Annotated in this window: 20 protein-coding genes; 10 read left to right on the top strand and 10 right to left on the bottom strand. The window is 61.3% G+C overall.

Going from position 1 to position 20,565, the window contains the following annotated elements; translation table 11 throughout:
* Positions 1 to 41 precede the first annotated feature (41 nt).
* Positions 42 to 806, top strand: a complete 765-nt coding sequence (locus FBY02_RS21370; protein ID WP_144930153.1) for a helix-turn-helix transcriptional regulator — start codon at positions 42 to 44, stop codon at positions 804 to 806.
* Positions 807 to 820: 14 nt separating this feature from the next.
* Here the strand turns inward: FBY02_RS21370 and FBY02_RS21365 are convergent, their stop codons facing one another.
* The 3 genes from FBY02_RS21365 to FBY02_RS21355 all read right to left on the bottom strand — a co-directional run bounded on the left by FBY02_RS21365 (position 821) and on the right by FBY02_RS21355 (position 3,856).
* On the bottom strand, positions 821 to 1,261 hold the full coding sequence (locus FBY02_RS21365; protein ID WP_047698486.1) for a carboxymuconolactone decarboxylase family protein: 441 nt from the start codon (positions 1,259 to 1,261) through the stop codon (positions 821 to 823).
* A gap of 103 nt (positions 1,262 to 1,364) precedes the next feature.
* Entirely contained in the window at positions 1,365 to 2,807 is a 1,443-nt protein-coding gene (locus FBY02_RS21360) for a mechanosensitive ion channel family protein (protein WP_144930152.1), read from the bottom strand.
* A 182-nt stretch (positions 2,808 to 2,989) separates the two neighbouring features.
* A complete protein-coding gene (locus tag FBY02_RS21355) occupies positions 2,990 to 3,856 on the bottom strand; it encodes a pirin family protein (RefSeq protein ID WP_144930151.1) in 867 nt (288 codons plus the stop codon).
* Between the two features lie 107 nt (positions 3,857 to 3,963).
* Here FBY02_RS21355 and FBY02_RS21350 point away from each other — a divergent pair, with 107 nt between their 5' ends.
* A complete protein-coding gene (locus FBY02_RS21350; RefSeq protein ID WP_144930150.1) occupies positions 3,964 to 4,872 on the top strand; it encodes a LysR family transcriptional regulator in 909 nt (302 codons plus the stop codon).
* A 112-nt stretch (positions 4,873 to 4,984) separates the two neighbouring features.
* On the opposite strand, the gene FBY02_RS21345 is transcribed toward FBY02_RS21350, so the two are convergent.
* The 4 genes from FBY02_RS21345 to FBY02_RS21330 all read right to left on the bottom strand — a co-directional run bounded on the left by FBY02_RS21345 (position 4,985) and on the right by FBY02_RS21330 (position 9,944).
* The gene (locus FBY02_RS21345; RefSeq protein ID WP_144930149.1) at positions 4,985 to 5,599 is read right to left on the bottom strand and encodes a response regulator transcription factor; all 615 of its coding nucleotides are present in this window, start codon (positions 5,597 to 5,599) and stop codon (positions 4,985 to 4,987) included.
* Positions 5,600 to 5,712: 113 nt separating this feature from the next.
* Positions 5,713 to 6,147, bottom strand: a complete 435-nt coding sequence (locus FBY02_RS21340) for a response regulator (protein ID WP_144930148.1) — start codon at positions 6,145 to 6,147, stop codon at positions 5,713 to 5,715.
* Positions 6,148 to 6,295: 148 nt separating this feature from the next.
* The gene (locus FBY02_RS21335; RefSeq protein ID WP_144930147.1) at positions 6,296 to 9,547 is read right to left on the bottom strand and encodes a transporter substrate-binding domain-containing protein; all 3,252 of its coding nucleotides are present in this window, start codon (positions 9,545 to 9,547) and stop codon (positions 6,296 to 6,298) included.
* Between the two features lie 94 nt (positions 9,548 to 9,641).
* Positions 9,642 to 9,944, bottom strand: coding sequence for a hypothetical protein (locus FBY02_RS21330; RefSeq protein WP_144930146.1), 303 nt, complete (start codon positions 9,942 to 9,944; stop codon positions 9,642 to 9,644).
* 152 nt (positions 9,945 to 10,096) lie between these two features.
* Here FBY02_RS21330 and tam point away from each other — a divergent pair, with 152 nt between their 5' ends.
* The 5 genes from tam (at position 10,097) to FBY02_RS21305 (ending at position 15,164) form a co-directional block, all read left to right on the top strand.
* Complete coding sequence (gene tam / locus FBY02_RS21325; protein ID WP_144930145.1) at positions 10,097 to 10,879, top strand: trans-aconitate 2-methyltransferase; 783 nt, start codon at positions 10,097 to 10,099, stop codon at positions 10,877 to 10,879.
* Positions 10,880 to 10,982: 103 nt separating this feature from the next.
* Positions 10,983 to 11,783: an SDR family oxidoreductase gene (locus FBY02_RS21320; protein ID WP_144930144.1), complete on the top strand. Its 801-nt coding sequence runs from the start codon at positions 10,983 to 10,985 to the stop codon at positions 11,781 to 11,783.
* On the top strand, positions 11,776 to 13,599 hold the full coding sequence (locus tag FBY02_RS21315) for a glycoside hydrolase family 15 protein (protein ID WP_144930143.1): 1,824 nt from the start codon (positions 11,776 to 11,778) through the stop codon (positions 13,597 to 13,599). The genes FBY02_RS21320 and FBY02_RS21315 overlap by 8 nt, the downstream gene beginning before the upstream one ends.
* 256 nt (positions 13,600 to 13,855) lie before the next feature.
* Positions 13,856 to 14,233 carry a hypothetical protein gene (locus tag FBY02_RS21310; protein WP_144930142.1) on the top strand — a complete coding sequence of 126 codons (378 nt, stop codon included), beginning with the start codon at positions 13,856 to 13,858 and terminating at the stop codon, positions 14,231 to 14,233.
* Positions 14,234 to 14,261: 28 nt separating this feature from the next.
* Complete coding sequence (locus FBY02_RS21305) at positions 14,262 to 15,164, top strand: alpha/beta fold hydrolase (RefSeq protein WP_144930141.1); 903 nt, start codon at positions 14,262 to 14,264, stop codon at positions 15,162 to 15,164.
* On the opposite strand, the gene FBY02_RS21300 is transcribed toward FBY02_RS21305, so the two are convergent.
* Positions 15,133 to 16,125 carry a GlxA family transcriptional regulator gene (locus FBY02_RS21300; RefSeq protein WP_144930140.1) on the bottom strand — a complete coding sequence of 331 codons (993 nt, stop codon included), beginning with the start codon at positions 16,123 to 16,125 and terminating at the stop codon, positions 15,133 to 15,135. The two genes, FBY02_RS21305 and FBY02_RS21300, sit on opposite strands and share 32 nt — an antisense overlap.
* A 98-nt stretch (positions 16,126 to 16,223) precedes the next feature.
* Here FBY02_RS21300 and inhA point away from each other — a divergent pair, with 98 nt between their 5' ends.
* Entirely contained in the window at positions 16,224 to 16,913 is a 690-nt protein-coding gene (gene inhA / locus FBY02_RS21295) for an isonitrile hydratase (RefSeq protein WP_144930139.1), read from the top strand.
* A 47-nt stretch (positions 16,914 to 16,960) separates the two neighbouring features.
* Here the strand turns inward: inhA and FBY02_RS21290 are convergent, their stop codons facing one another.
* Positions 16,961 to 17,698 (bottom strand): SDR family oxidoreductase, encoded by a 738-nt coding sequence (locus FBY02_RS21290; RefSeq protein WP_144930138.1) that lies wholly within the window; start codon positions 17,696 to 17,698, stop codon positions 16,961 to 16,963.
* A gap of 202 nt (positions 17,699 to 17,900) precedes the next feature.
* Between FBY02_RS21290 and FBY02_RS21285 the strand changes: the two genes are divergently transcribed.
* Positions 17,901 to 18,848 (top strand): AraC family transcriptional regulator, encoded by a 948-nt coding sequence (locus tag FBY02_RS21285; RefSeq protein WP_144930137.1) that lies wholly within the window; start codon positions 17,901 to 17,903, stop codon positions 18,846 to 18,848.
* A gap of 511 nt (positions 18,849 to 19,359) precedes the next feature.
* On the opposite strand, the gene FBY02_RS21280 is transcribed toward FBY02_RS21285, so the two are convergent.
* Positions 19,360 to 19,818, bottom strand: a complete 459-nt coding sequence (locus tag FBY02_RS21280; RefSeq protein WP_144930136.1) for an SRPBCC family protein — start codon at positions 19,816 to 19,818, stop codon at positions 19,360 to 19,362.
* Positions 19,819 to 19,962: 144 nt separating this feature from the next.
* Between FBY02_RS21280 and FBY02_RS21275 the strand changes: the two genes are divergently transcribed.
* Positions 19,963 to 20,364, top strand: coding sequence for a lysozyme inhibitor LprI family protein (locus FBY02_RS21275; protein WP_144930135.1), 402 nt, complete (start codon positions 19,963 to 19,965; stop codon positions 20,362 to 20,364).
* Positions 20,365 to 20,565: the final 201 nt, after the last annotated feature.

Below are 20,565 nucleotides of genomic sequence, written 5' to 3'. Positions count from 1 at the left end.
TATCCAAAGCCAGACAAGTAATCGCTGAAATCGGACAGCTTATGGCCTGGCTCGACTCTCATGCCCATTTCAACCCCGACCACCACTGCGCAGCGGTGATCGGCCTGGCGTCGACGCTGGGCCAGCACGACTCCGGCCTGCACACGCATCAGCGTGGCCAGCTGTTGTTCACGCGGCGAGGTTGTGCCCGCATCACCCTGGCGCAGCAGCTCTGCCTGCTGCCGCCGTCACGAGCCGCCTGGATTCCGCCGCTGATACCTCATCGGGCGGTGATGCAGCAGAGCGTGGACTACCGATCGATTTACCTGGCAGCGTCGCTGTGCAAAGACTTGCCACCCCAGGTGTGCATCATTGATGTCTCGCCGCTACTGCGAGCGGTCCTCGAACCGATCACCGATGCAGCGTTCGACAGCGATTGGACGCAGGGGCGTAACTTGCATCTGCTGGGGTTGTGCCTGGATGAGATTCGCATGGCAACGCAACAACCGATGCTATTGCCGATGCCCGAAGACAAGCGCCTGGCCCCCCTGCTCGCCAACGCGGATCGCCTGCCGCCGACATTGGCGGTGCTGGAACAACACATCGGCGCCAGCGGCAGGACCATCGGACGGATCTTTCAGCGAGAAACCGGCATGGGTTATCAGCAGTGGCGACAGCAATGGCGCTTGATGCGCGCCATTGAACTGTTAGCCACCGGCCACAGCCTGAGCTACAGCGCCTTTGAACTGGGCTTCGCCAGTGACAGCGCGTTCATTGCATTCTTCAAGCATATGACCGGCCGCACTCCGAGAGCCTATCTGGACTGATCACGAAGCAGGCTTCACGCCTCAGGCATCTTGCGGAAACCCACCGCCAGGCGGTTCCAGCCATTGATGGTGTTGATGGCAACGGTCAGGTCGACCATTTCCTTGGGAGTGAAATGCTGGTTCAGCAATTCGTAGTCGGCGTCCGGCGCATGAGTCTCGCTCAACCGGGTCAGGGCTTCGGTCCAGGCCAGCGCGGCGCGCTCGCGAGGGGTGAAGAACGGCGCTTCGCGCCAGGCGGTCACGGCGTACAGGCGACGTTCTGTCTCGCCATCCTTGCGGGCATCGGCGGTGTGCATGTCGATGCAGAAGGCACAGCCGTTGATTTGTGAGGAACGCAGCTTGACCAGTTCGAGCAGGGACTTCTCCAGGCCCAGTTTCATGACAGCGTTTTCCAGGGCCAGCATGGCTTTGAAGGCGTCGGGGGAAGCGGTGTAGAAATCGATACGCGGTTGCATGGTTTGCTCCAGAACAGTGGGGTGTGGCGCTACGTTAGCCCCAGGCTGGCGCGGTACAAATAGCCAATTATTGGGAAGTTCGAGTGACCAATGGGCAGGTTGTTCAGGCCCGGCTGCGCAACCAGTGCAAGAAGCGTTTCTTGGCCACGGGCTTGGGGGCTTCGCGGATCAGGTTCTGGGCGAGGTGCATCCGTACGTCCAACAGGTTCTTCATGGCGTCGTTGATGTCCTGACGGGCGTCAAGACACGGCTTGAGGTAATCCTTCTCGATGCGATAAAGGGTGCAGAACGTCTTGGCCGAAAAGCTTGCCAGTGCGGCCAGGTCGGAAATGATACCGGCTTCGCCAATCACCTCCCCTGGCCCCATGCGCCCGCCTTCCAATACCTGGCCGTCGCGTACCATGGTCACGCTAACCACGCCGGACTCGATGATGAACAGATGATCGCTCACCTCGCCGGCCGGCAGGATCACGTCCCCCGCACGGAAGGTCTGCAGGGTCATGTTCTGGCTGAAGGTGTCTTTTTCCTCCTGGCGCAAGGTCGAGAAAATGCTTGAGCTGTCCAACAATGCGCGGGGCCGTGACGAACCGTTGGTCGAGGCGCTTTCGCTGTCGGACAGCAGACTGATTCCCGACGCCCGCAGGTGTCGGAACGCCAGGTCGAACAATTGATTGCGGACTTCGCGCTTCTGGGCCCTCGAGACGACGAAGCCGCTGATTTCGTATTCCGCCCCGGCGCTGGTGGAGCTTTTCAGCGTGACGCAAGGGGCCGGGACGGCGAGCAAGGCGCGGCAACCGATCATCGCGCGCTCCAGCGCCTCGATCACTTTCTGCGGCCGGGCATGGGGACTGACCTGGACGCTGATGGACAACCCGTGCACATCGCTGGGCCGGCTGAAGTTGATGACCTTGGCCTTGGCCGCCAGCGAGTTGGGAATCACCGCCATGCTGCCCTGGGCGGTCTGCAAACGCGTGGCACGCCAGTCGATGTCGGTGACCCGGCCCTCGGTGCCGTCGATGGAGATCCAGTCATCGAGCTGATAAGGCTTGGTGGTGTTGAGCACGATGCCGGAGAACACGTCGCTGAGGGTACTTTGCAACGCCAGGCCGACGATGATCGCCATCGCCCCGGACGTCGCCAGCACCCCCTTGACCGGCAGATCCAGGACATAAGCCAGTGCGGCAATCACGGCGATCAGGAAGATCACCGCACCGAGCAGGTCCTGCAACAGCCGCCCGGTATGGCCGACCCGTTGCATCATCGCCGCGCCGATCAGCACCGTCAGGGTCCGTGCGGCGAACAGCCACCAGGCGATCTGCAGGCCGGTGGCCGCCAGGTGCCGCGGCACATCGTCGACCCACTGCGCAGGCTCCATGGGGTTGAGGCCTTCATTGAACAGCAGCATGCTGAACAACGAAAAAATCACCAGCCGCCCGCCGATTTTCCAATACGACCGCTGTGCACTGACCAGTCGCCACAACAGCATGTCGAGCACAAGCAGCACCAGGGCGCAGAGCAGCGGGTGATCGGTGATCAGAGACAGCATGGGGGACAGCTCCAGGAAGGCCATTGGCGAGAAGATTGGCACAGATGAACATGCCGTGGAATCACCACACCCCTTTTGGGAGCGAGCCTGCTCGCGATGTCGATTGATCCGTCAACGCAGCAGCGACTGGTAGACCGCTATCGCGAGCAGGCTCGCTCCCACAGGGACCGGTGTGGCCGACATTAGTCATCCATCCGGCCAAAACGCCCGGAGTGGAAATCACTGAAGGCCTGGTGGATTTCCTGCTCGCTGTTCATCACGAACGGGCCATGACCGACGATGGGTTCGTCGATGGGCTCGCCGCTGAGCAACAGCACCACCGCATCGTTATTGGCGTGCAGGGTCAACTGATCGCCGGCCCGGTCGAACAGGGCCAGTTGCCCGGCTTCGATCCGCTCGCGGTCATTGGCCTGGACCGTGCCATGCAGCACCACCAGTGCCGTGTTGCGGCCTTCGTGCAGGTCGAGGGTCAGGCTCTTGCCGCCGTTCAAGCGGATATCCCAGACATCGATGGGCGTGAAGGTCTTCGCCGGCCCTTGTCGGCCCTCGAAGGTTCCGGCGATCAGGCGCAGCCTGCCGGCGTCGTCCTTCAGCGCAATGTTCGGAATGTCACCCTTGAGCAGCGTCTGGTAGCCGGCCGGGGCCATCTTGTCCTTGGCGGGCAAGTTGACCCACAGCTGGACCATTTCCATGAACCCACCCTGGCGGGCAAAGTCTGCGGAATGGAATTCTTCATGGATGATCCCGGAAGCGGCGGTCATCCATTGCACGTCGCCCGGGCCGATCTTGCCGCCGCTGCCGGTGGAATCCCGGTGTTCCAGCTCACCCTGGTAAACGATGGTCACGGTTTCGAAACCCCGATGCGGATGCTGGCCGACACCGCGACGTTCAGTGGTGGGGGCGAATTCGCTTGGGGCCGCGTGGTCCAGCAGCAAGAACGGGCTGATGTGCTTGCCCAGGTTGTCGTAGGAAAACAGCGTGCGAACCGGGAAGCCATCGCCGACCCAATGGGGTCGCGGGCTGGTGTACAGACCAATGATCTTTTTCATGCTGCGTCTCCCAATCAGATGTTGCGATTCGATAGGTACAGCTTAAAACTGAGACCTTTGAGGCACTAGACTGCAAAAATCGGCTTTAGCGTTCTATATGGAGAACGATCATCGAAGACCTGAACACGCTCTACTATTTCACCCAAGTGGTCGAACACGGCGGTTTCGCCGCCGCCGGCCGGGCGCTGGATATGCCCAAGTCCAAGCTCAGCCGACGCATCGCACAGCTGGAGGAGCGGCTGGGCGTGCGCTTGATCCACCGCACCAGCCGGCATTGTTCGTTGACGGAGATCGGACAGGCCTATTATCAGCGCTGCCTGGCGATGCGGGTCGAAGCCGAGAGCGCGGCCGAAGTGATCGAGCGCAACCGTTCCGAACCCCAGGGGCTGGTGCGCATCAGTTGCCCGACGGCGTTGCTCAACAGTTGGGTCGGGTCGATGCTGACCCGTTACATGATCCGTTACCCACGGGTGGAATTGTTCATCGAGAGCACCAACCGCCGGGTCGACCTGATTCACGAGGGGTTCGATATCGCGTTGCGGGTGCGCTTCCCGCCGCTGGAAGACACCGACATGGTGATGAAAGTGCTGGGCAAGAGCACCCAATGCCTGGTGGGCAGCCCGATGTATCGTGAATACTTGTCCTCCCCCGCTTCCCCGGCCGACCTCAACGGTTTGCCCAGCCTGCACTGGGGGGCGGCGCAACGGGAGTATCAGTGGGAGTTGTCGGGGCCGGACGGCGCCAGCGCGCTGATCCGCCATGCGCCACGCATGGTCACCGACGATTTGCTTGCCCTGCGCCAAGCGGCATTGGCAGGCATCGGCATTGCCCACCTGCCCCACGTGCTGGTTCGCGATGACCTGTCGGCCGGGCGACTGGTGGAATTGATACCAGGCTGGGCACCGACTTGCGGGATTGTCCACGCGATTTTCGCGTCACGCCGCGGGTTGTTGCCGTCGGTGCGGACGCTGATCGATTTTCTGGCCGAGGAATTCAGCCGGAGTGATATGGCATAGCGCAGTTGCATGTGAGAGCGAGCCTGCTCGCGATGAACGATAACGCGGTCTGCGAATAGACCGAGTTGCCCGCATCGCGAGCAGGCTCGCTCCCACAGGGAGAAACCAAGGCTCAGAGGTGGTTGCGCTTGGCGAAATCCGACAAGCCCACCAGCGTCTTCAGGCCAAGCTTTTCCAGTAGCCGGGTCTTGTAGGTACTGACGGTTTTCGGACTCAGGTAGAGGGATTCGGCGACATCCTTGCCACGCATGCCCATGGACAGCATGCGCAGGATGGATAATTCGCGGGTGGAAAGGCTTTCCAGGGCCTGCTGTTCGGTGCGCTGCTGGAAGTCCAGCCTGACGGGCATCTGGGGAAAATAGGAGTAACCGGACTTCAAGGCATGAATGGCCTTGGTCAGTTCCTTCAGATCGCTTTTCTTGGTCACAAAGCCCCTGGCGCCAGCGGAGATGCAGCGGTTACAGAAGTGTTGCGCATCCTGGGAGGTAAATACCAGCACGCCGCACTCGGGGTACTGGGCCATGATCCAGACCAGCAAGTCCAGGCCATCGAAACCGTTCATCACCAGGTCCAGGATCACCAGTTCAGGCGTGCGCTCCTTGATCAGGGTCCTGGCATCGAGCACACCATCGGCGTCCCTGATCTGGGTAAACCCCTCGTTCTGGCAAATCAGCCGCAATGCCCCCCGTATGACGGGGTGGTCATCCACGATCAATACGTCTTTCAAGGCAACTCCCCAAATGAAAACGAACTACGCCGATGCCACGTTGCAGCGGACTCTTGCACAAGCGACAGGCCCGGCCACCTGTCAGGTCTGACAGTGCCGACCAATGGTCAGGATCAGCCGCCGTGGCTGTGCCTGAGGGGACGGCTCCAGGCATGGGCCGCTTCGCAGTCCGCTGGATCGACTCGTGCCATCAGGCGCGCCAGCGCTACGAGATCCGGCAACTGCGCAGGATGCAACTGCACGCTTGCCCGACGCGCGACAGGAACCGACAGGAGCCCAGCCTGCTGCGCGTTGTAGATCATCCCATGGCGCACCTGCGGGTTATCGATGAAGAAACCCGGCAGGTCCAACAGCCCTTCCGCCAGGCAGGCGTCGACGACCAGCAGGTCGAACGGCTCGATACCGAACGCCATCAATGTCATCAGCTCCTGCGCACTGCTCACGGGCGCAATCCGGAAATAGCCCTGTTGATTGAACAGGTACTCAAGCTTCATTCGATGAGAAGGGTCTGTATCGGCAATCATGATACGTAGTGCTTTATTCGGCATGACAGGCATCCCAATGACAACGCGACGGATATGAACCGGCTCGTAAACGTTAAGGGGCCTCAGGCTAGAGGAAGCTTTTGAGGGGCGCTGTAGGACGAGTCCTAAAAACAGTCGGAAAAAGCCCTCCTCGACACTCGGTTGTAGGAAGTCATTCGCGTGTGCGGCCAGGAGAAGCAAGCGCCCTCGTCACATGGTTCTCCAATCGTTCGGTGAGCAAGTCCATGACCTGGCGCAGGTCACCCACCGCGTTGGCAAGCAACACGCTGTCGGCGCTCCGACAGGCGTCCTCCACTGCCTCACAAGCCGCAACCAGGCCTTGCGCCTGGATGATCCGCGCCCCACCCTTGATCCGGTGCGCCAGGTCCGCGAGTCCGGACACATCGTGTCGGCTGAACAAGTCGATAAGTCGCACCTTGTCGCTGGCATTGGTGTCGACCAATTCCTCCAGCAGCTTTTTGATCGAGACGATGTCGCCTCCCGTCAGTTGTTCGAGGCTGGTCAGATCGAAATTGTCGGTCGACGCAACGACGCCCGCCTCGTCAGGCGGCGTACTGAGCGAACCCAGGCGCGCCTGCAGTTCCTTGAGGCCGATGGGCTTGAACAGGCAGTCGTCCATCCCGGCATCGATGCAGCGATCCTTTTCCTCACGCTGGGCATTGGCCGTGAACCCGAGGATCACCCCCCGCGGCAACCCTTGGGCCTGCTCTTCGTGGCGAATGGTGCGCGCCAGTTCATAGCCGCTCATCAATGGCATGTTGCAGTCGGTGATGACCGCATCGAAATGTCTGGCGCGCCAGGCCTGCAAACCCTGGATACCGTCCCCGGCCTCCTGGACCCGGTGCCCCAGGTAGTTCAGTTGCCGCGACAGCAGCAGGCGATTGGCCGGGTGGTCATCGATCACCAGGATGTCCAGGGCCTGGGCCGACACCGACGCCTCGACCTCGGCCGACGGTGCTTGCACCTGGGCGTCGAGCAAGGGCAGGCGCAACAGGACCTCGATCTGCGTACCCACCCCTGGCGTACTGCTCAACGCCAGGGTGCCGCCCATCATTTCGCACAAGGTGCGGCTGATCATCAGCCCCAGCCCGGAACCGCTGCGGGCGGACTGGCGATTATTGCCGGCCTGGGTAAAAGGGCTGAACAGACGTCGCTGGTCCTGCTGGGGAATCCCGCTGCCGGTGTCTTCCACCCGCAGGCAAATGCCCAGACGTTTGTCGTCATGATTCGCAGCAGCTTGCACACTCAGGCGTACCTGGCCTTGATCGGTGAACTTGATCGCGTTGCTCAGCAGGTTCGACACGATCTGCTTGAAGCGCAAGGGATCGATCAAGACATCCTTGTCGATCGCCGGGTCCAGGTCCAGTTGCAGGCGCAGATTTTTCTGCCGGGCCAGGCCCTCGAACATCCGCGCCACCGCCTCGACCAGTTGCGCCAGGTTGGCCCGCTCCGGCGCCAGGGACAATCGCCCCGACTCGATACGAGCGATGTCCAGGATGTCACCGATCAAGCCCAGCAACCCTTGGGCCGCATCGGAAGCGACTTCGATGGCAACCCGGTCCACGACACCCTGGTCGGCTTTTTTCAGGGCCAGCTCCAGCATGCCGATCAACGCATTCATCGGCGTGCGGATCTCATGACTCATGGTCGCCACGAAGGTGGTCTTGGCCCGATTGGCGTCGTCGGCACTTTCCTTGGCGACACGCAGTTGCTCCAGTAGCCGACGCAAATAAACGACCCAGCCCAGTGTCAGCACCAGCAACAGCGCGGCGACAGCAAACCCCTGGAGGATGGTGGTGCGATTACGCAGCCAGTAGCTGTCGTCGATCACCACTTCGCTGCGCCAGCGATTGGTCAGCTCGTCCATTTCTTCGGGGGAGATACTTAACAATGCCTTGTCCAGGATCGAATGCAGCTCCAGCGCATCCCGCCGGGTCGCCAGGGCAACATGCGCCGGCAGGCTGCCCACGGTGCTGGTGATCTGCAGCCTGTCACGGTATTGCCGCGAAATCAGGTAACGGGCGCTGATCAGCGAATTGACCGTGCCGTCCACCGTGCCGGCGGCCGCCATGGCCATGGCATCGGCGGTGTTTTGCGCCGGAACCAACTGCACACGGGGGAACTGCTCCAGCAGGTATTCACGCAATACATTGCCCCTCGTCAGTGCCAGTCGCTTGTCGTCCATCCGGTCCACGGTCAGCGGGACTTCGGCCTTGCGCGATGTCACCAGCACGAATGGCGTGCTCAAGTAAGGTCGGGTAAAGCGCAAGGCGTCCTCGAACTCAGGGGTCACCGGCGCTGCCGCCAGGACATCGGCCTGGCCGCTACTGACCAGCTCGATCAGGCCATCAAGCGAACTGCCACGTTGGAGATTGAACTTCAGGCCGGTACGCAAGCTGATCCTGGCCAGCACATCGGCGCTGATACCGCGAATCTGGCCCTGGTCATCGACAAACGTCAGCGGCGGGAAATGTTCGTTGACGGCCACCGTGATCCGCGGATGCGCATCCAGCCAACGCTGTTCATTGACACTGAAATGCAGCGCCTGCTGCCCAGGCATGCTGACGCCCCCGGCACTCCAGCGGCGCAGGATGCTCATGCGCTCACGGGTGGGGATCGCTTGCAAGGCGGCATCGACAATGCGCAACAAGCGCGGATTGTCGCGTTTGATCGCAAAGGCGAACGGTTGCACCTCCATGCGGGAAAAATCCGCCAGCTGGATATTGTTCAGGTAGTTCTTGCTGATCAGGTAGTTGGCGCTGATCGAATCCCCGAGGTAGACATCGGCCTGACCGAACGCCACTGCGCCAATTGCACTCAGGGTGGAGGGATACAGCTGCAAGGTGGCATCAGGATAGAACGCCTCGACCTTGGCCGGCGGCAAATAGTGGTACAGCATCGCCAACCGTTTGCCCGCCAGGTCCGCAGGCAAATCCTGGCTGTCATCAATGCGCGCCACGAGGGTGGGCAGGTCATCGGCGTACGCCTGAGACATGATCAGGTCCGGGTCATCGGCCTCGAAGCCGTTTGCAGTACCGAGCAAGTCAATCTCACCACTGTGCAGCGCCTGGAGCGATTCGGAACGGGATGGGTAGCGCCGCACTTGCACCTCGACCTGCAACAATTGCCCGAGCAACTGGACATAATCGGCGGTCAGGCCTTCATAATCGTTGCCATTGCCGGTGATGCCAAACGGTGAGTAATCCGGTGCCGAGGCCCCTACCAGCAACCTGCCTTTGTGCCGTAACCAGACCCGGTCGGCCTCATCCAGGGACACCGAATAGTCATCCACATGGGATCGCCCGAGTACGTGCAGCGATTCGGGGACTGCGCCAACCTGCAGCGCCACACTCAATGAGCCCAGCAACAACGCCGTCAGGCCCGTGCGTAGAAGCAGCATCATCTGAATCAGGTTTTTCGCCTGGCGGAATCGGCCCGAACTATCATTGTTTTCATGTCGGGCCAGGGTATGGTTCAGGCAGCGCTCGGCTTCCAGGTCAGTCCGGCGCCGGAATCCTGCTCGCGGCGATGGCGAGGTCAATCAATGCCTGCCGGTCATCGGCGTCCACATCCTTGTCACCATCGATATCACCATGCACCGATACCTTGTCGAACGGCCCTTGCGGCTCCGTCCTGGTGACACGCACGCTGTAGGAGGAGATGATCGAGTCACGGAATTCGTTGTCCGGGTCGTCATCGACGAAGCCAACCATGCGGGTCACGAAATCGATCTCCACCGCGCGGTAGGTCTGGCCGGTTTTCTCGGTCAATGTAATCAAGATGCCCTTGCTGGTTTCCATTCAATGACTCCTTTACGGATGGCCTGATGTCATTGAGTAATGTATTGCGGGTCAACCGGCCTGTCTGCTGTAAGAACTAACAGGTGCGCGCCTCATTCCCTGGCACCTTTATACTGCGGCGACCCGATTCGATTTCGACCAAGGAGAACCCCATGAGCTGGTCCGCCAGGCAATACGTCACGTTTGAACAGGAACGCACCCGGCCGGCCCGGGACCTGCTGGCCGCCATTCCCCCTGTGGAAGCGCGCTCGGTGATCGATCTGGGTTGCGGCCCCGGCAACTCTACGGAACTGTTGGTGGAGCATTTCAGTGGGGCAACGGTGCGTGGCCTGGACAGTTCCGGCGACATGATAGACGCCGCTCGCCAGCGCCTGCCCGCCGTGGCATTCGACATCGCCGATATCGGCCGATGGGACGAGCCCGGACCGTTCGATGTGATCTTCGCCAACGCCGTGCTGCAATGGCTGCCCGACCATGCCACCCTGCTGCCATCGCTGGTGAACAAACTCGCGCCGGGCGGCACCCTGGCGATCCAGATGCCCGACACGCTCCACCAGCCCTCCCACCGCCTGATGCGAGACATCGCCGCCAACGGCTCCTGGGCCCAGCAATTGGCCAGGGCGGCCGATACCCGCACGGAAGTGGCGAACGCCAGCACCTATTATTCGATCCTGAAGCCGCATTGCAGTCGCGTCGATGTGTGGCGTACCACCTACCACCACCCTTTGGCCGGCGGTGCCGCGGGTGTGGTGGAATGGTTCAAGGGCAGTGGTTTGCGGCCGTTTCTCGATCCATTGGACGAGGGGCAGCGTGCGCAGTACCTGGAGCAGTACCTCCACGCCGTCGAACAGGCCTACCCGGCCTTGGACGATGGCACGGTGCTGCTGCCGTTTCCACGGGTGTTCATGGTTGCGACGCGCGAGGAAGCCGCGTAGGGGGGCAAGCCCGGAGGAACATGAAGACCGCCTCCCCCAACTGAACTCTGCATGCCCCACGCCAGTCAGCAGGTAAGGCCCCTCAGCTCAAGGTGCTAAGCCCATGCAGATTTCCCTCGCGCAACAAGTTGCCCTCGTCACCGGCGCCAGCTCCGGCATCGGCGCGGGCTCGGCCAGGGCTCTGGCCGCCGCCGGTGCCGCCGTGGTGCTCAACTACCACTCCAATGCGGCCCTGGCCGAAGCGCTGGCCCGCGAGATCAACAACAATGGCGGCCGTGCCATCGCCCTCGGTGCCGATGTGTCCCAGGAGCAAGAGGTCGAGCGGCTGTTCGCCCAGAGCCTGGAGGCCTTCGGCACGCTGGACATCCTGGTCGCCAATTCCGGCCTGCAAAAAGACGCCGCTGCCGTCGACATGAGCCTGGACGACTGGAACACCGTGATCGGCGTCAACCTCACCGGCCAGTTCCTCTGCGCCCGCGCTGCGCTGCGGGTCTTCAACCGCCAGGGCATTCGCCAGGGCGTATCCCGGGCTGCCGGAAAAATCATCCACATGAGTTCGGTCCACCAACGCATTCCCTGGGCCGGGCACGTCAACTACGCGGCATCCAAGGGCGGTATCGATCTGTTGATGCAGAGCCTCGCCCAGGAAACCAGTCACCAGCGCATCCGCATCAACAGCATCGCCCCTGGCGCCATCCGCACCGCCATCAACCGGGAGGTTACCGAAGGCGAACAGGGGCAAAAGCTACTGGAGTTGATTCCTTACGGTCGCATCGGCGACGTGGAAGATGTTGCCAACGCAGTGGTCTGGCTGGCGTCGGACCTGTCCGATTATGTGGTGGGCACCACGTTGTTTATCGATGGCGGGATGAGCCTTTATCCGGGGTTTCGCGGCAATGGCTGATCATGATGAACCACAGAGCCCTATCGAGAACCACGGCATCATTGGCGACATGCGCAGTGCCGCGTTGGTCAACGACCGGGGCAGCGTCGATTTTTTCTGCTGGCCGGAATTCGACAGTCCCTCGATCTTCTGTTCACTGCTGGACACCCCGCAAGCGGGCATTTTCCAGATCACGCCCGACCTGCCGGGCGCCCGGCGCCAGCAGATCTACCTACCCGACACTAATGTGCTGCAAACCCGCTGGTTGAGCGACGGTGTGGTGGTGGAAATCACCGACCTGTTGCCCATCGGTGACACCGAGGATGACCTGCCGGTGCTGATGCGCAAGGTACACATGGCGGTCGGCCACGCAACGTTCCGCATGCGCTGCGCGGTGCGCCATGACTATGCCCGGGCCACCACCACGGCGCATCTGGAGGGCGCCCACGTGTGCTTCAAGGCCCAAGGGCAACCGAGCCTGCGCCTGCGCTCCGACCAGGCCATGACTCTGGACGGCAACGCGGCGGTGGCCGAGTTCACCCTGCAGGAAGGCCAGAGCGCCGAATTCCTGTTGGGCGGCATCGATGACCCCAGGCTTCAGGATAATGTCAGCGCGATATGCCTGGAACGGACCCTGGCGTTCTGGCGCGGCTGGATCGGTCAGTCCAATTACCGGGGCCGCTGGCGGGAAACGGTCAACCGGTCCGCCCTCGCACTGAAACTGCTGACCTCGCGCAAACACGGCGCCATCCTGGCCGCCGCTACCTTCGGCTTGCCGGAAACACGCGGCGGCGAGCGCAACTGGGACTACCGCTACACCTGGATCCGCGACGCCTCGTTCACCGTTTATGCGTTCATGCGCCTGGGCTTCGTCGAAGAGGCCAACGCCTATATGCGCTGGATGCGTGGCCGCGTCAGCGACTGCTGCGAACAGCCGGTCAAACTCAACATCCTGTATGGCCTCGACGGCAGGCAGGAATTGCCGGAAACCGAGCTGTCGCACCTGAGCGGCTTCGGCAATGCGCAGCCGGTACGTATCGGCAACCTGGCCTACGAACAAGTGCAACTGGACATCTACGGCGAGTTGATGGACGCGGTGTACCTGGTCAACAAATACGGCGAGGCCATTTCCCACCAAGGCTGGAAACACACCGTCAACGTGATCGACCAGGTGTGCGAAATCTGGCAGGACAAGGACGTAGGGATCTGGGAAATGCGCGGGGATAAACAGGACTTCCTGCATTCGCGCCTCATGTGCTGGGTGGCCGTCGACCGCGCCATCCGCCTCGCCGTCAAACGCTCGCTGCCCGCGCCGTTCACCCGCTGGGACGAGACTCGCCAGGCCATCTATCAAGACATCTGGACCCGTTTCTGGAACGATGAACGCCAGCATTTCGTCCAGCGCCTGGGCAGCACCGCCCTTGATGGCTCGATGCTGTTGATGCCGCTGGTGCGTTTTGTCAGCGCCCAGGACCCGCGCTGGCTGTCCACCCTGGATGCCATCGAAAAGCATCTGGTGCGCGACGGCATGGTGTATCGCTACCGCAACGACGATGACCCGATCGACGGCCTCAGCGGCACCGAAGGTTCATTCGTCGCCTGCTCGTTCTGGTACGTCGAATGCCTGGCCCGTGCCGGTCGTGTGGAAAAAGCCCAACTGGAGTTCGAACAACTGCTGCGCTACGCCAACCCGCTGGGGCTGTATGCCGAAGAGTTCGATGGCCATGGTTATCATTTGGGCAACACGCCCCAGGCCCTGAGCCATCTGGCGTTGATCAGCGCGGCGAGTTTCCTGGATCGAAAGTTGAGTGGGGAGAAGAACAACTGGCAGCCGTGAGCCGGGCTGACGCTCCTGTGGCGAGGGGATTTATCCCCTCGCCACAGAAGTGATGCGTCAGACCGCTGGCTCGATGTCATCCAGTGCACGATTGGCCAGTAACGTACCCAATTCGATCAACTGCTGAATACCCGCATTCGGCCCATTCATCGTCATGGGTCCTTTCAGGTTGCCAGTCCCCCAAACCCCTCCTAAGATCGATGCTCTCACGGGTGCAGCGGAGCTGCCCGATAAAAACCCGACTCAAGGATTAGGCATGAACTCTGTGAAACGCACCATCGACACCCCGCCCCGTACGGGCCTGACCCGGGAAGAGCTCTGGGAAAGCCAGGACAAGGGCTTGATCAAGTGCTGGGAAATCGGCCGCGACCGGGCGACGAAATTCCCGGAGTTGGCGCAACGTTGCCGGGCCGGAGAGCTGCCGGTGCTGGGTTGGAAAGGCGGAGTCAATCGCAGCCTGAAGAAAAACGAAAAATTCGGCTGCCTCAAATACCTCGCCCAATGGCAAGGCTTGCGCGGTGAAGACCTGGACATCGACTTGTCTCAGGAACGCACGCTGACCTGCACCAGCACGAAGATGGTCGTGACTTTCACGCCAGACCGGGCCAAATACGTGAATCAGGAACCCGCCTGAGCACAACCGGGCGCTGCCGGAGGCCGATATGAACCACGATCCCAAAATCAGTTTCGCGGTGACGCCGCTGCTGCGCATCGCCTACGAAGAGCGCGGTCCCGCCAGCGGCGATCCGGTCATCCTGCTGCACGGTTTTCCTTATGATCCCAGGGCCTTCGATGAAGTAGCGCCGGTCCTGGCCCGGCATGGTTACCGGGTCATCGTGCCCTACCTGCGCGGCTACGGCCCGACCCGGTTCAACAATCCGGCGATCATGCGTTCCGGCCAACAAGCCGCGCTGGCCCAGGACCTGTTGGACCTGATGCATGCACTCAACATCCCCCAGGCCGCGTTATGCGGCTATGACTGGGGCGGCCGGGCGGCCTGCATTGTGGCGGCGCTGTGGCCCGAGCGCGTGCGCTGCCTGGTCACCGGCGACGGCTACAATCTGCAGGACATTCCCCGCTCAACCCAACCGCTGGACCCGCAGACGGAACATCGGTTGTGGTATCAGTATTATTTCCATACCGCCCGAGGCGTGGAGGGTTTGACGCAGAACCGGCGTGAGCTGTGTGAGTGGCTCTGGCGGCTGTGGTCACCGACCTGGAAACGCGGCGCGCAGCTGTATCCTCTCAGCGCGCCCTCCTTCGACAACCCTGACTTCGTCGACGTGGTGATTCATTCCTACCGCCATCGGTTCATGTATGCACCGGGGGATCCGACCCTTGAATGGATGGAAGAACAGCTTACGGCGCAACCGGCCATCAGCGTGCCCAGCATTTCCCTGTGCGGGGCCGACGACGGCGTGGGGCCAGCTCCTGAACAGGATGAAGATGCCCGGCATTTCAGCGGCCCCTACGAGCGTCGAGTGCTGAGCGGCGTGGGTCACAACATTCCCCAGGAGGCGCCCGAGGCCACGCTCAAGGCCCTGCTGGATCTGCTTGAAGGCTGACAGCGAAACGCTCGCGATACGCCTGGGGCGTCACTCCCATGGCCCGCAGGAAACTGCGGCGCAGGGTTTCCTCGCTGCCGAAGCCACATTGCACCGCCACCCGCTTGATCGGCACGCCGGTATCGGATAACAGGCGGCGGGCGGTTTCCACGCGAATCAATTCCACCGCCCGTGCCGGGGTCTGGCCGGTCTCGGTGCGGTAGTGGCGGACAAAGCTACGCTCGCTCATGCCTGCCTGGGCGGCCAGGTTGGGCAGGCCGAGGTCCTGGGTGAGGTTTTCGGCGATCCAGGCGTGCAGCTCGTCAAAACGGCCGCCCTGATTCTGTAGCGACAGGGTCACGCTGAATTGCGATTGCCCGCCCGGCCGCTTGAGGAACACCACCAACTGCCGGGCAACTTCCAGGGCCACAGGGCGCCCCAAGTCATCTTCCACCAGCGCCAGGGCCAGGTCGATGCCCGCCGTGACCCCGGCCGAAGTCCAGACCGGACCATCGTTGATGAAAATCGGATTGGGTTCGACGCGCAACTGAGGATGCTGCTCGGCCAGCTGCTCACAACGGGTCCAGTGCGTAACCACCCGGCGCCCGTCCAGCCAGCCGCTGGCGGCCAGCAGGAACGCCCCTGTGCATACCGAGGCCACCCGCCGCGAACGTTGGCCGTGGTCCTTGACCCAGGCCACCAGCGCGGGATCCTTCGCTGCCTCGTACACGCCCCAGCCACCGGCGATCAACAAGGTGTCGCTGCCTTCGGTCGGCAGAGGCTCGGCCACCAGCGCCAAGCCCGCCGAAGAGACCACCGCGCCACCACCGGCGGAGATCACCGTCGGCGCGTATGGCAATGGCAAGCCTCGCTGGCGCGCCATATCGTTGGCCGAGGCAAATACCTGCAAGGGCCCGGTGACATCGAGCACTTGCACGTTGGCAAAAGCCAGGACATGAACGGTTTTCGGTGGATTGGGCATGTTGGCGTAATTCGTGGGCTTATTGGCGTATACGCCAGAGCCTACGGACCTAAAGTAGAACCGTCCAGTCCCCGGGCATCATCCAAAGGAGAAACGCCATGACATTACAGATCGGTTTGCTGTTATTTCCCCAGGTCCAACAGTTGGACTTAACCGGCCCTTATGACGTGCTGGCCTCGTTGCCAGACGTAACGGTGCATCTGATCTGGAAAGACCTGGCACCGATCACCTCAAGTACCGGACTGGTGTTGTTGCCCACCACCACGTTCGAAGACTGCCCGAAGCTGGACGTGATCTGCATCCCGGGCGGCACCGGCGTCGGCCCCTTGATGGAGGACGAGCAGACGCTGGCATTCATCAAGCGTAAGGCCAGCCAAGCGCAATACATCACGTCGGTGTGCACCGGGGCGCTGGTGCTCGGTGCGGCGGGCCTGTTGCGAGGGAAGCGGGCCACTACCCATTGGGCCTACCACAGCTTGCTGTCCACCCTGGGTGCCACCCCGATCAAGGATCGCGTGGTGCGTGACGGCAAGTTGATCACCGGTGGCGGTATTACCGCCGGAATCGATTTTGCCTTGACCCTGGCGGCCGAACTGTTTGATCAAGACACCGCCGAACTGGTCCAGTTGCAACTCGAATACGCCCCAGCCCCGCCCTTCGACGCTGGCTGCCCGGACACCGCGCCGGCGAAAATACTGGAGGACGCCAAGCGGCGCGCGGCGGAATCGTTCCGGGTACGCTCGCAGATCACCGAGCGTGCTGCGGCACGGTTGGAAATGCCTGCCTAGCGGTTTGCGGCGAGCGGATCAGTTCGCTCGCCGCTCGCTCATTCCACTCAGTACGGACTGGCCGTCGGCCGTACGACCAGTTCACTGACGTCCACATCCGCCGGCTGTTCGATGGCGTAGGCAATCGCCCTGGCTATGGCCTCGGCGGGTATGGCGATCCTGCGGAACTCGCGCATTTCGGCGCGTCCACCTTCATCGGAAATACTCTCGGCCAATTCCGATTCGGTCACGCCAGGGGAAATCACCGTCACCCGCACGTCACCACCGACCTCCTGGCGCAATCCCTCGGAAATCGCCCGCACGGCATACTTGGTGGCGCAATACACCGCGGCGGTGGGGCTGACCGCGTAAGCACCGATGGAGGCGATGTTGATGAACTGACCGCTGCGCTGACGCTGCATCAAGGGCAGTCCCGCCGCGATGCCATGAAGCACGCCACGGATGTTGACGTCGATCATGCGGTCCCACTCCTCGACCTTCAGCGCTTCGAGCTTGGAGAGCGGCATGACGCCGGCGTTGTTGATGATCACATCCACCTTGCCGAAACGTTCGACGGCGAAGTCGATCAGGCTCTGTACATCGTCGCGGCGGGTCACGTCCACGGCTTTGCAGACAGCCTGCCGGCCGCCGGCTTCGATCTCCTGGACCAGCGCTTGCAGGCGATCGACACGTCGGGCGCCGAGTACTACGCGGGCACCGCGGACGGCCAGCAGACGTGCCGCAGCTTCGCCAATCCCGCTGCTGGCACCGGTAATCACGACTACTTTGTTTTGAATATCGGACATGATGGTTCCCTCGTCTGGATGTGTTGGCCCCCGGAGGGAGCGTTTCGACAGGTCCAGATTAGGGAAGCGGGCGCTGGCAGGGTTAGCCGGATCCTCCTGCGCACTTGCACGATCCTGTAGCAATAAAAGCCGGCTATGGTCGCCGGCCGCGCAATCGGCTTTACTAGCGCGACCGATTTATTTGGCCAGGGAGATTGATCGGATGTCGGCATCCACGCCCATACAGATTGCGTCAGACGACAGCGTCGACCAACGCCGCGCCGAGCTCGCAGCGCTGATGAAACGTTTCGCGCCAGAAAATGGAGTATTCCCCACGGCCATCGGGTCCTTGAACCTGATTCGCAGCGACCAGCCAACCGATGCTCTGCATGTCGTGCATAAGCCAGGCCTGTGCGTCATCATCGAGGGAAGCAAAGAGGTACGGCTGGCGGATGAGTGCTACGTTTACGATCCACTCAATTACCTGGTGGTTTCGGTCACCCTGCCATTGGCCGGACAAGTCATCGAAGGCAGCCCGGAGCGGCCTTACCTGTGCATTCGCCTGGATATCGATCCGGCACAGATCTGCCGCCTGATCGCAGACGTCAGCCCTATCGGTGTACCGGCTCAACGGACCGGACGAGGATTGTTCCTGGACCGCATTGATGCGCCGCTGCTGGATGCGGTGTTGCGCCTGCTGCGATTACTCGACAGCCCAGACGACATAGCCACCCTGGCTCCTCTGGCCCAGCAGGAGATTTTCTATCGCCTGCTGCGCGGTGCCCAAGGCCAGCGCTTGCATGAGATTGCCATTCCCGATACTCAGGCTCATCGCATCAGCCGCGCCATCGAGTGGCTCAATACCCATTATGCCGAGCCGTTGAGCATCGACAGCCTCGCACAGATGATCAACCTCAGCCCTTCGGCATTGCATCACCGCTTCAAGGCCGTGACCGCCATGAGCCCGTTGCAATACCAGAAGCAGCTGCGTCTGCAGGAAGCCCGACGGCTGCTGCTGTCGGAGAACAGCGACGTTTCGTCAATCGGCTACAAAATGGGGTATGAAAGCCCTTCGCAGTTCAGCCGGGAATATAGCCGTCTATTTGGCGCGTCTCCCAGCAAGGACATCGCCCGCCTGCGTGCCCAGGCGCTGCAGACCAACAGCGCCTGATCCCCCGGCACAGATGCCTATGCACGGCCGTCGCACTTTTTCACAGATGAAAAAAAAACCCGCCGAAGCGGGTTTTTTGAGGACCAATTTGACTCCTGTCTGGCATTCCGTGCCTGGTCCCATCATCCATGATCCCGAGCACTCCCTGTACTCAGTGGATGGACACAGATTAAGCCCATGATCGGTCCGGAAAAAGACGAGAACGCAGCGCCGATGTGTAAGTCTTTCGCTATACAAGGCCGTGGCACCTTTTAACAGGCGAAAAAAAACCCGCCGAAGCGGGTTTTTCCAAGACCATTACGACTCCCTGTCGATAGCCATCCTTGCAAGGTCGATCGTCCCTGATCCTGAGCACTCCCTGTGCTTCAGTGGATGAGTACAGAATACGCGTCGGATCCAAAGCACAATAGTCGAGATAACTATCATCGCGTGTAAGACATTCGCTATACCACCCTTCCGAAAACCCTTAGCTTCCCCAGGTGAGTCCTATGAAAACGCCGGTGGATATGGCTCAAGACTTGTTCAGGAACGCTTCGATGTTGGTCATCTGTTCATCCCAACCGCGGCTGTCCATGCGGAACGCCTTGAGTCGGCGTGCCTCGGGAATGCCATCAAACCCCGACTCCACGACCTTGAGCAAAGTGCCTCCATCCATGTCTTCCAGTTCGAACTGGACCCGTGTTTCAGGTTCCTGGGAGTAATCCACCTGGGGTTCGACGGCGTAGGGATGCCAGCGAAACGAGAACACCCGCTCGGGCTCGACCCGCTCTACCAGCACGTCCCAGGTAAGGTGCTCATAACCAGGATAAGTGATCTGGCCCTGGGTCCTCTCTCCGGCCACAAACCGTTTGCCCTCCAGGGCCACGCCAAACCATTGGCCAAAGGCTTCGGCGTTGGCCAGGGCTCGCCAGACCTGGGAGCGCGGAGCCTTGAGCAGGATCTTTCTTTCGATGCGATCGGATAAATGCATGGGTCACCTCCTGTGTTCAACAGTAGGCCTGTAAGACCACAAGGCCAACCGGAAAGTTGTATCGGGCCGTTGTTTGACCCTGCACTGACCCAGCTCCAAAGGAGCGATGTACACTCCCCCAACCCTTTCAAGGAGAGATCGATCATGACCCCACGCTTGCTTCTGGCCCTGACACCGTTGCTCTTTGCCGCCGCCGCCCAAGCCGACAACTGCGCCAATGCCACTACCCAAGGCGAGATGAATCAATGCGCGGCCCAAGAGAAGAATGCCGCCGACAACGAACTCAACAGTTTGTACAAACAGATCACAGCGCGCCTGAAAGACAACCCCGAGGCCAAGCAGTCATTGGTCAAGGCACAACGGGCCTGGATCGGTTTCCGTGATGCCGAATGCAATTTCTCTGCGTCTGGGGTCGAGGGTGGCAGCGTCTATCCGCTGATCTACGGCAATTGCATCACAGCGCTCACCAAGGCGCGAGTCGAGACCTTCAAGACCTACCTCAAGTGCAAGGAAGGAGATCTGAGCTGCCCGGTGCCGGAGGCATAAACGTCTGACCTAAGTGATTGAACGGGTGCCCATCGACGTAGTAGGCACCTGGTCTCACACGTCCACAATGGCTACAGGTTTTCACGGACAAAAACAAAACCCCTACCTGCATCAGCAGATAGGGGTTTCGGAATTTAATCTTGACGATGACCTACTCTCACATGGGGAAACCCCACACTACCATCGGCGATGCATCGTTTC

Source organism: Pseudomonas sp. SJZ078, from assembly GCF_007828255.1.
Classification (GTDB): domain Bacteria; phylum Pseudomonadota; class Gammaproteobacteria; order Pseudomonadales; family Pseudomonadaceae; genus Aquipseudomonas.
Note: the sequence above shows the minus strand (reverse complement) of the source record. Positions and strands in the feature narration are given on the sequence as shown.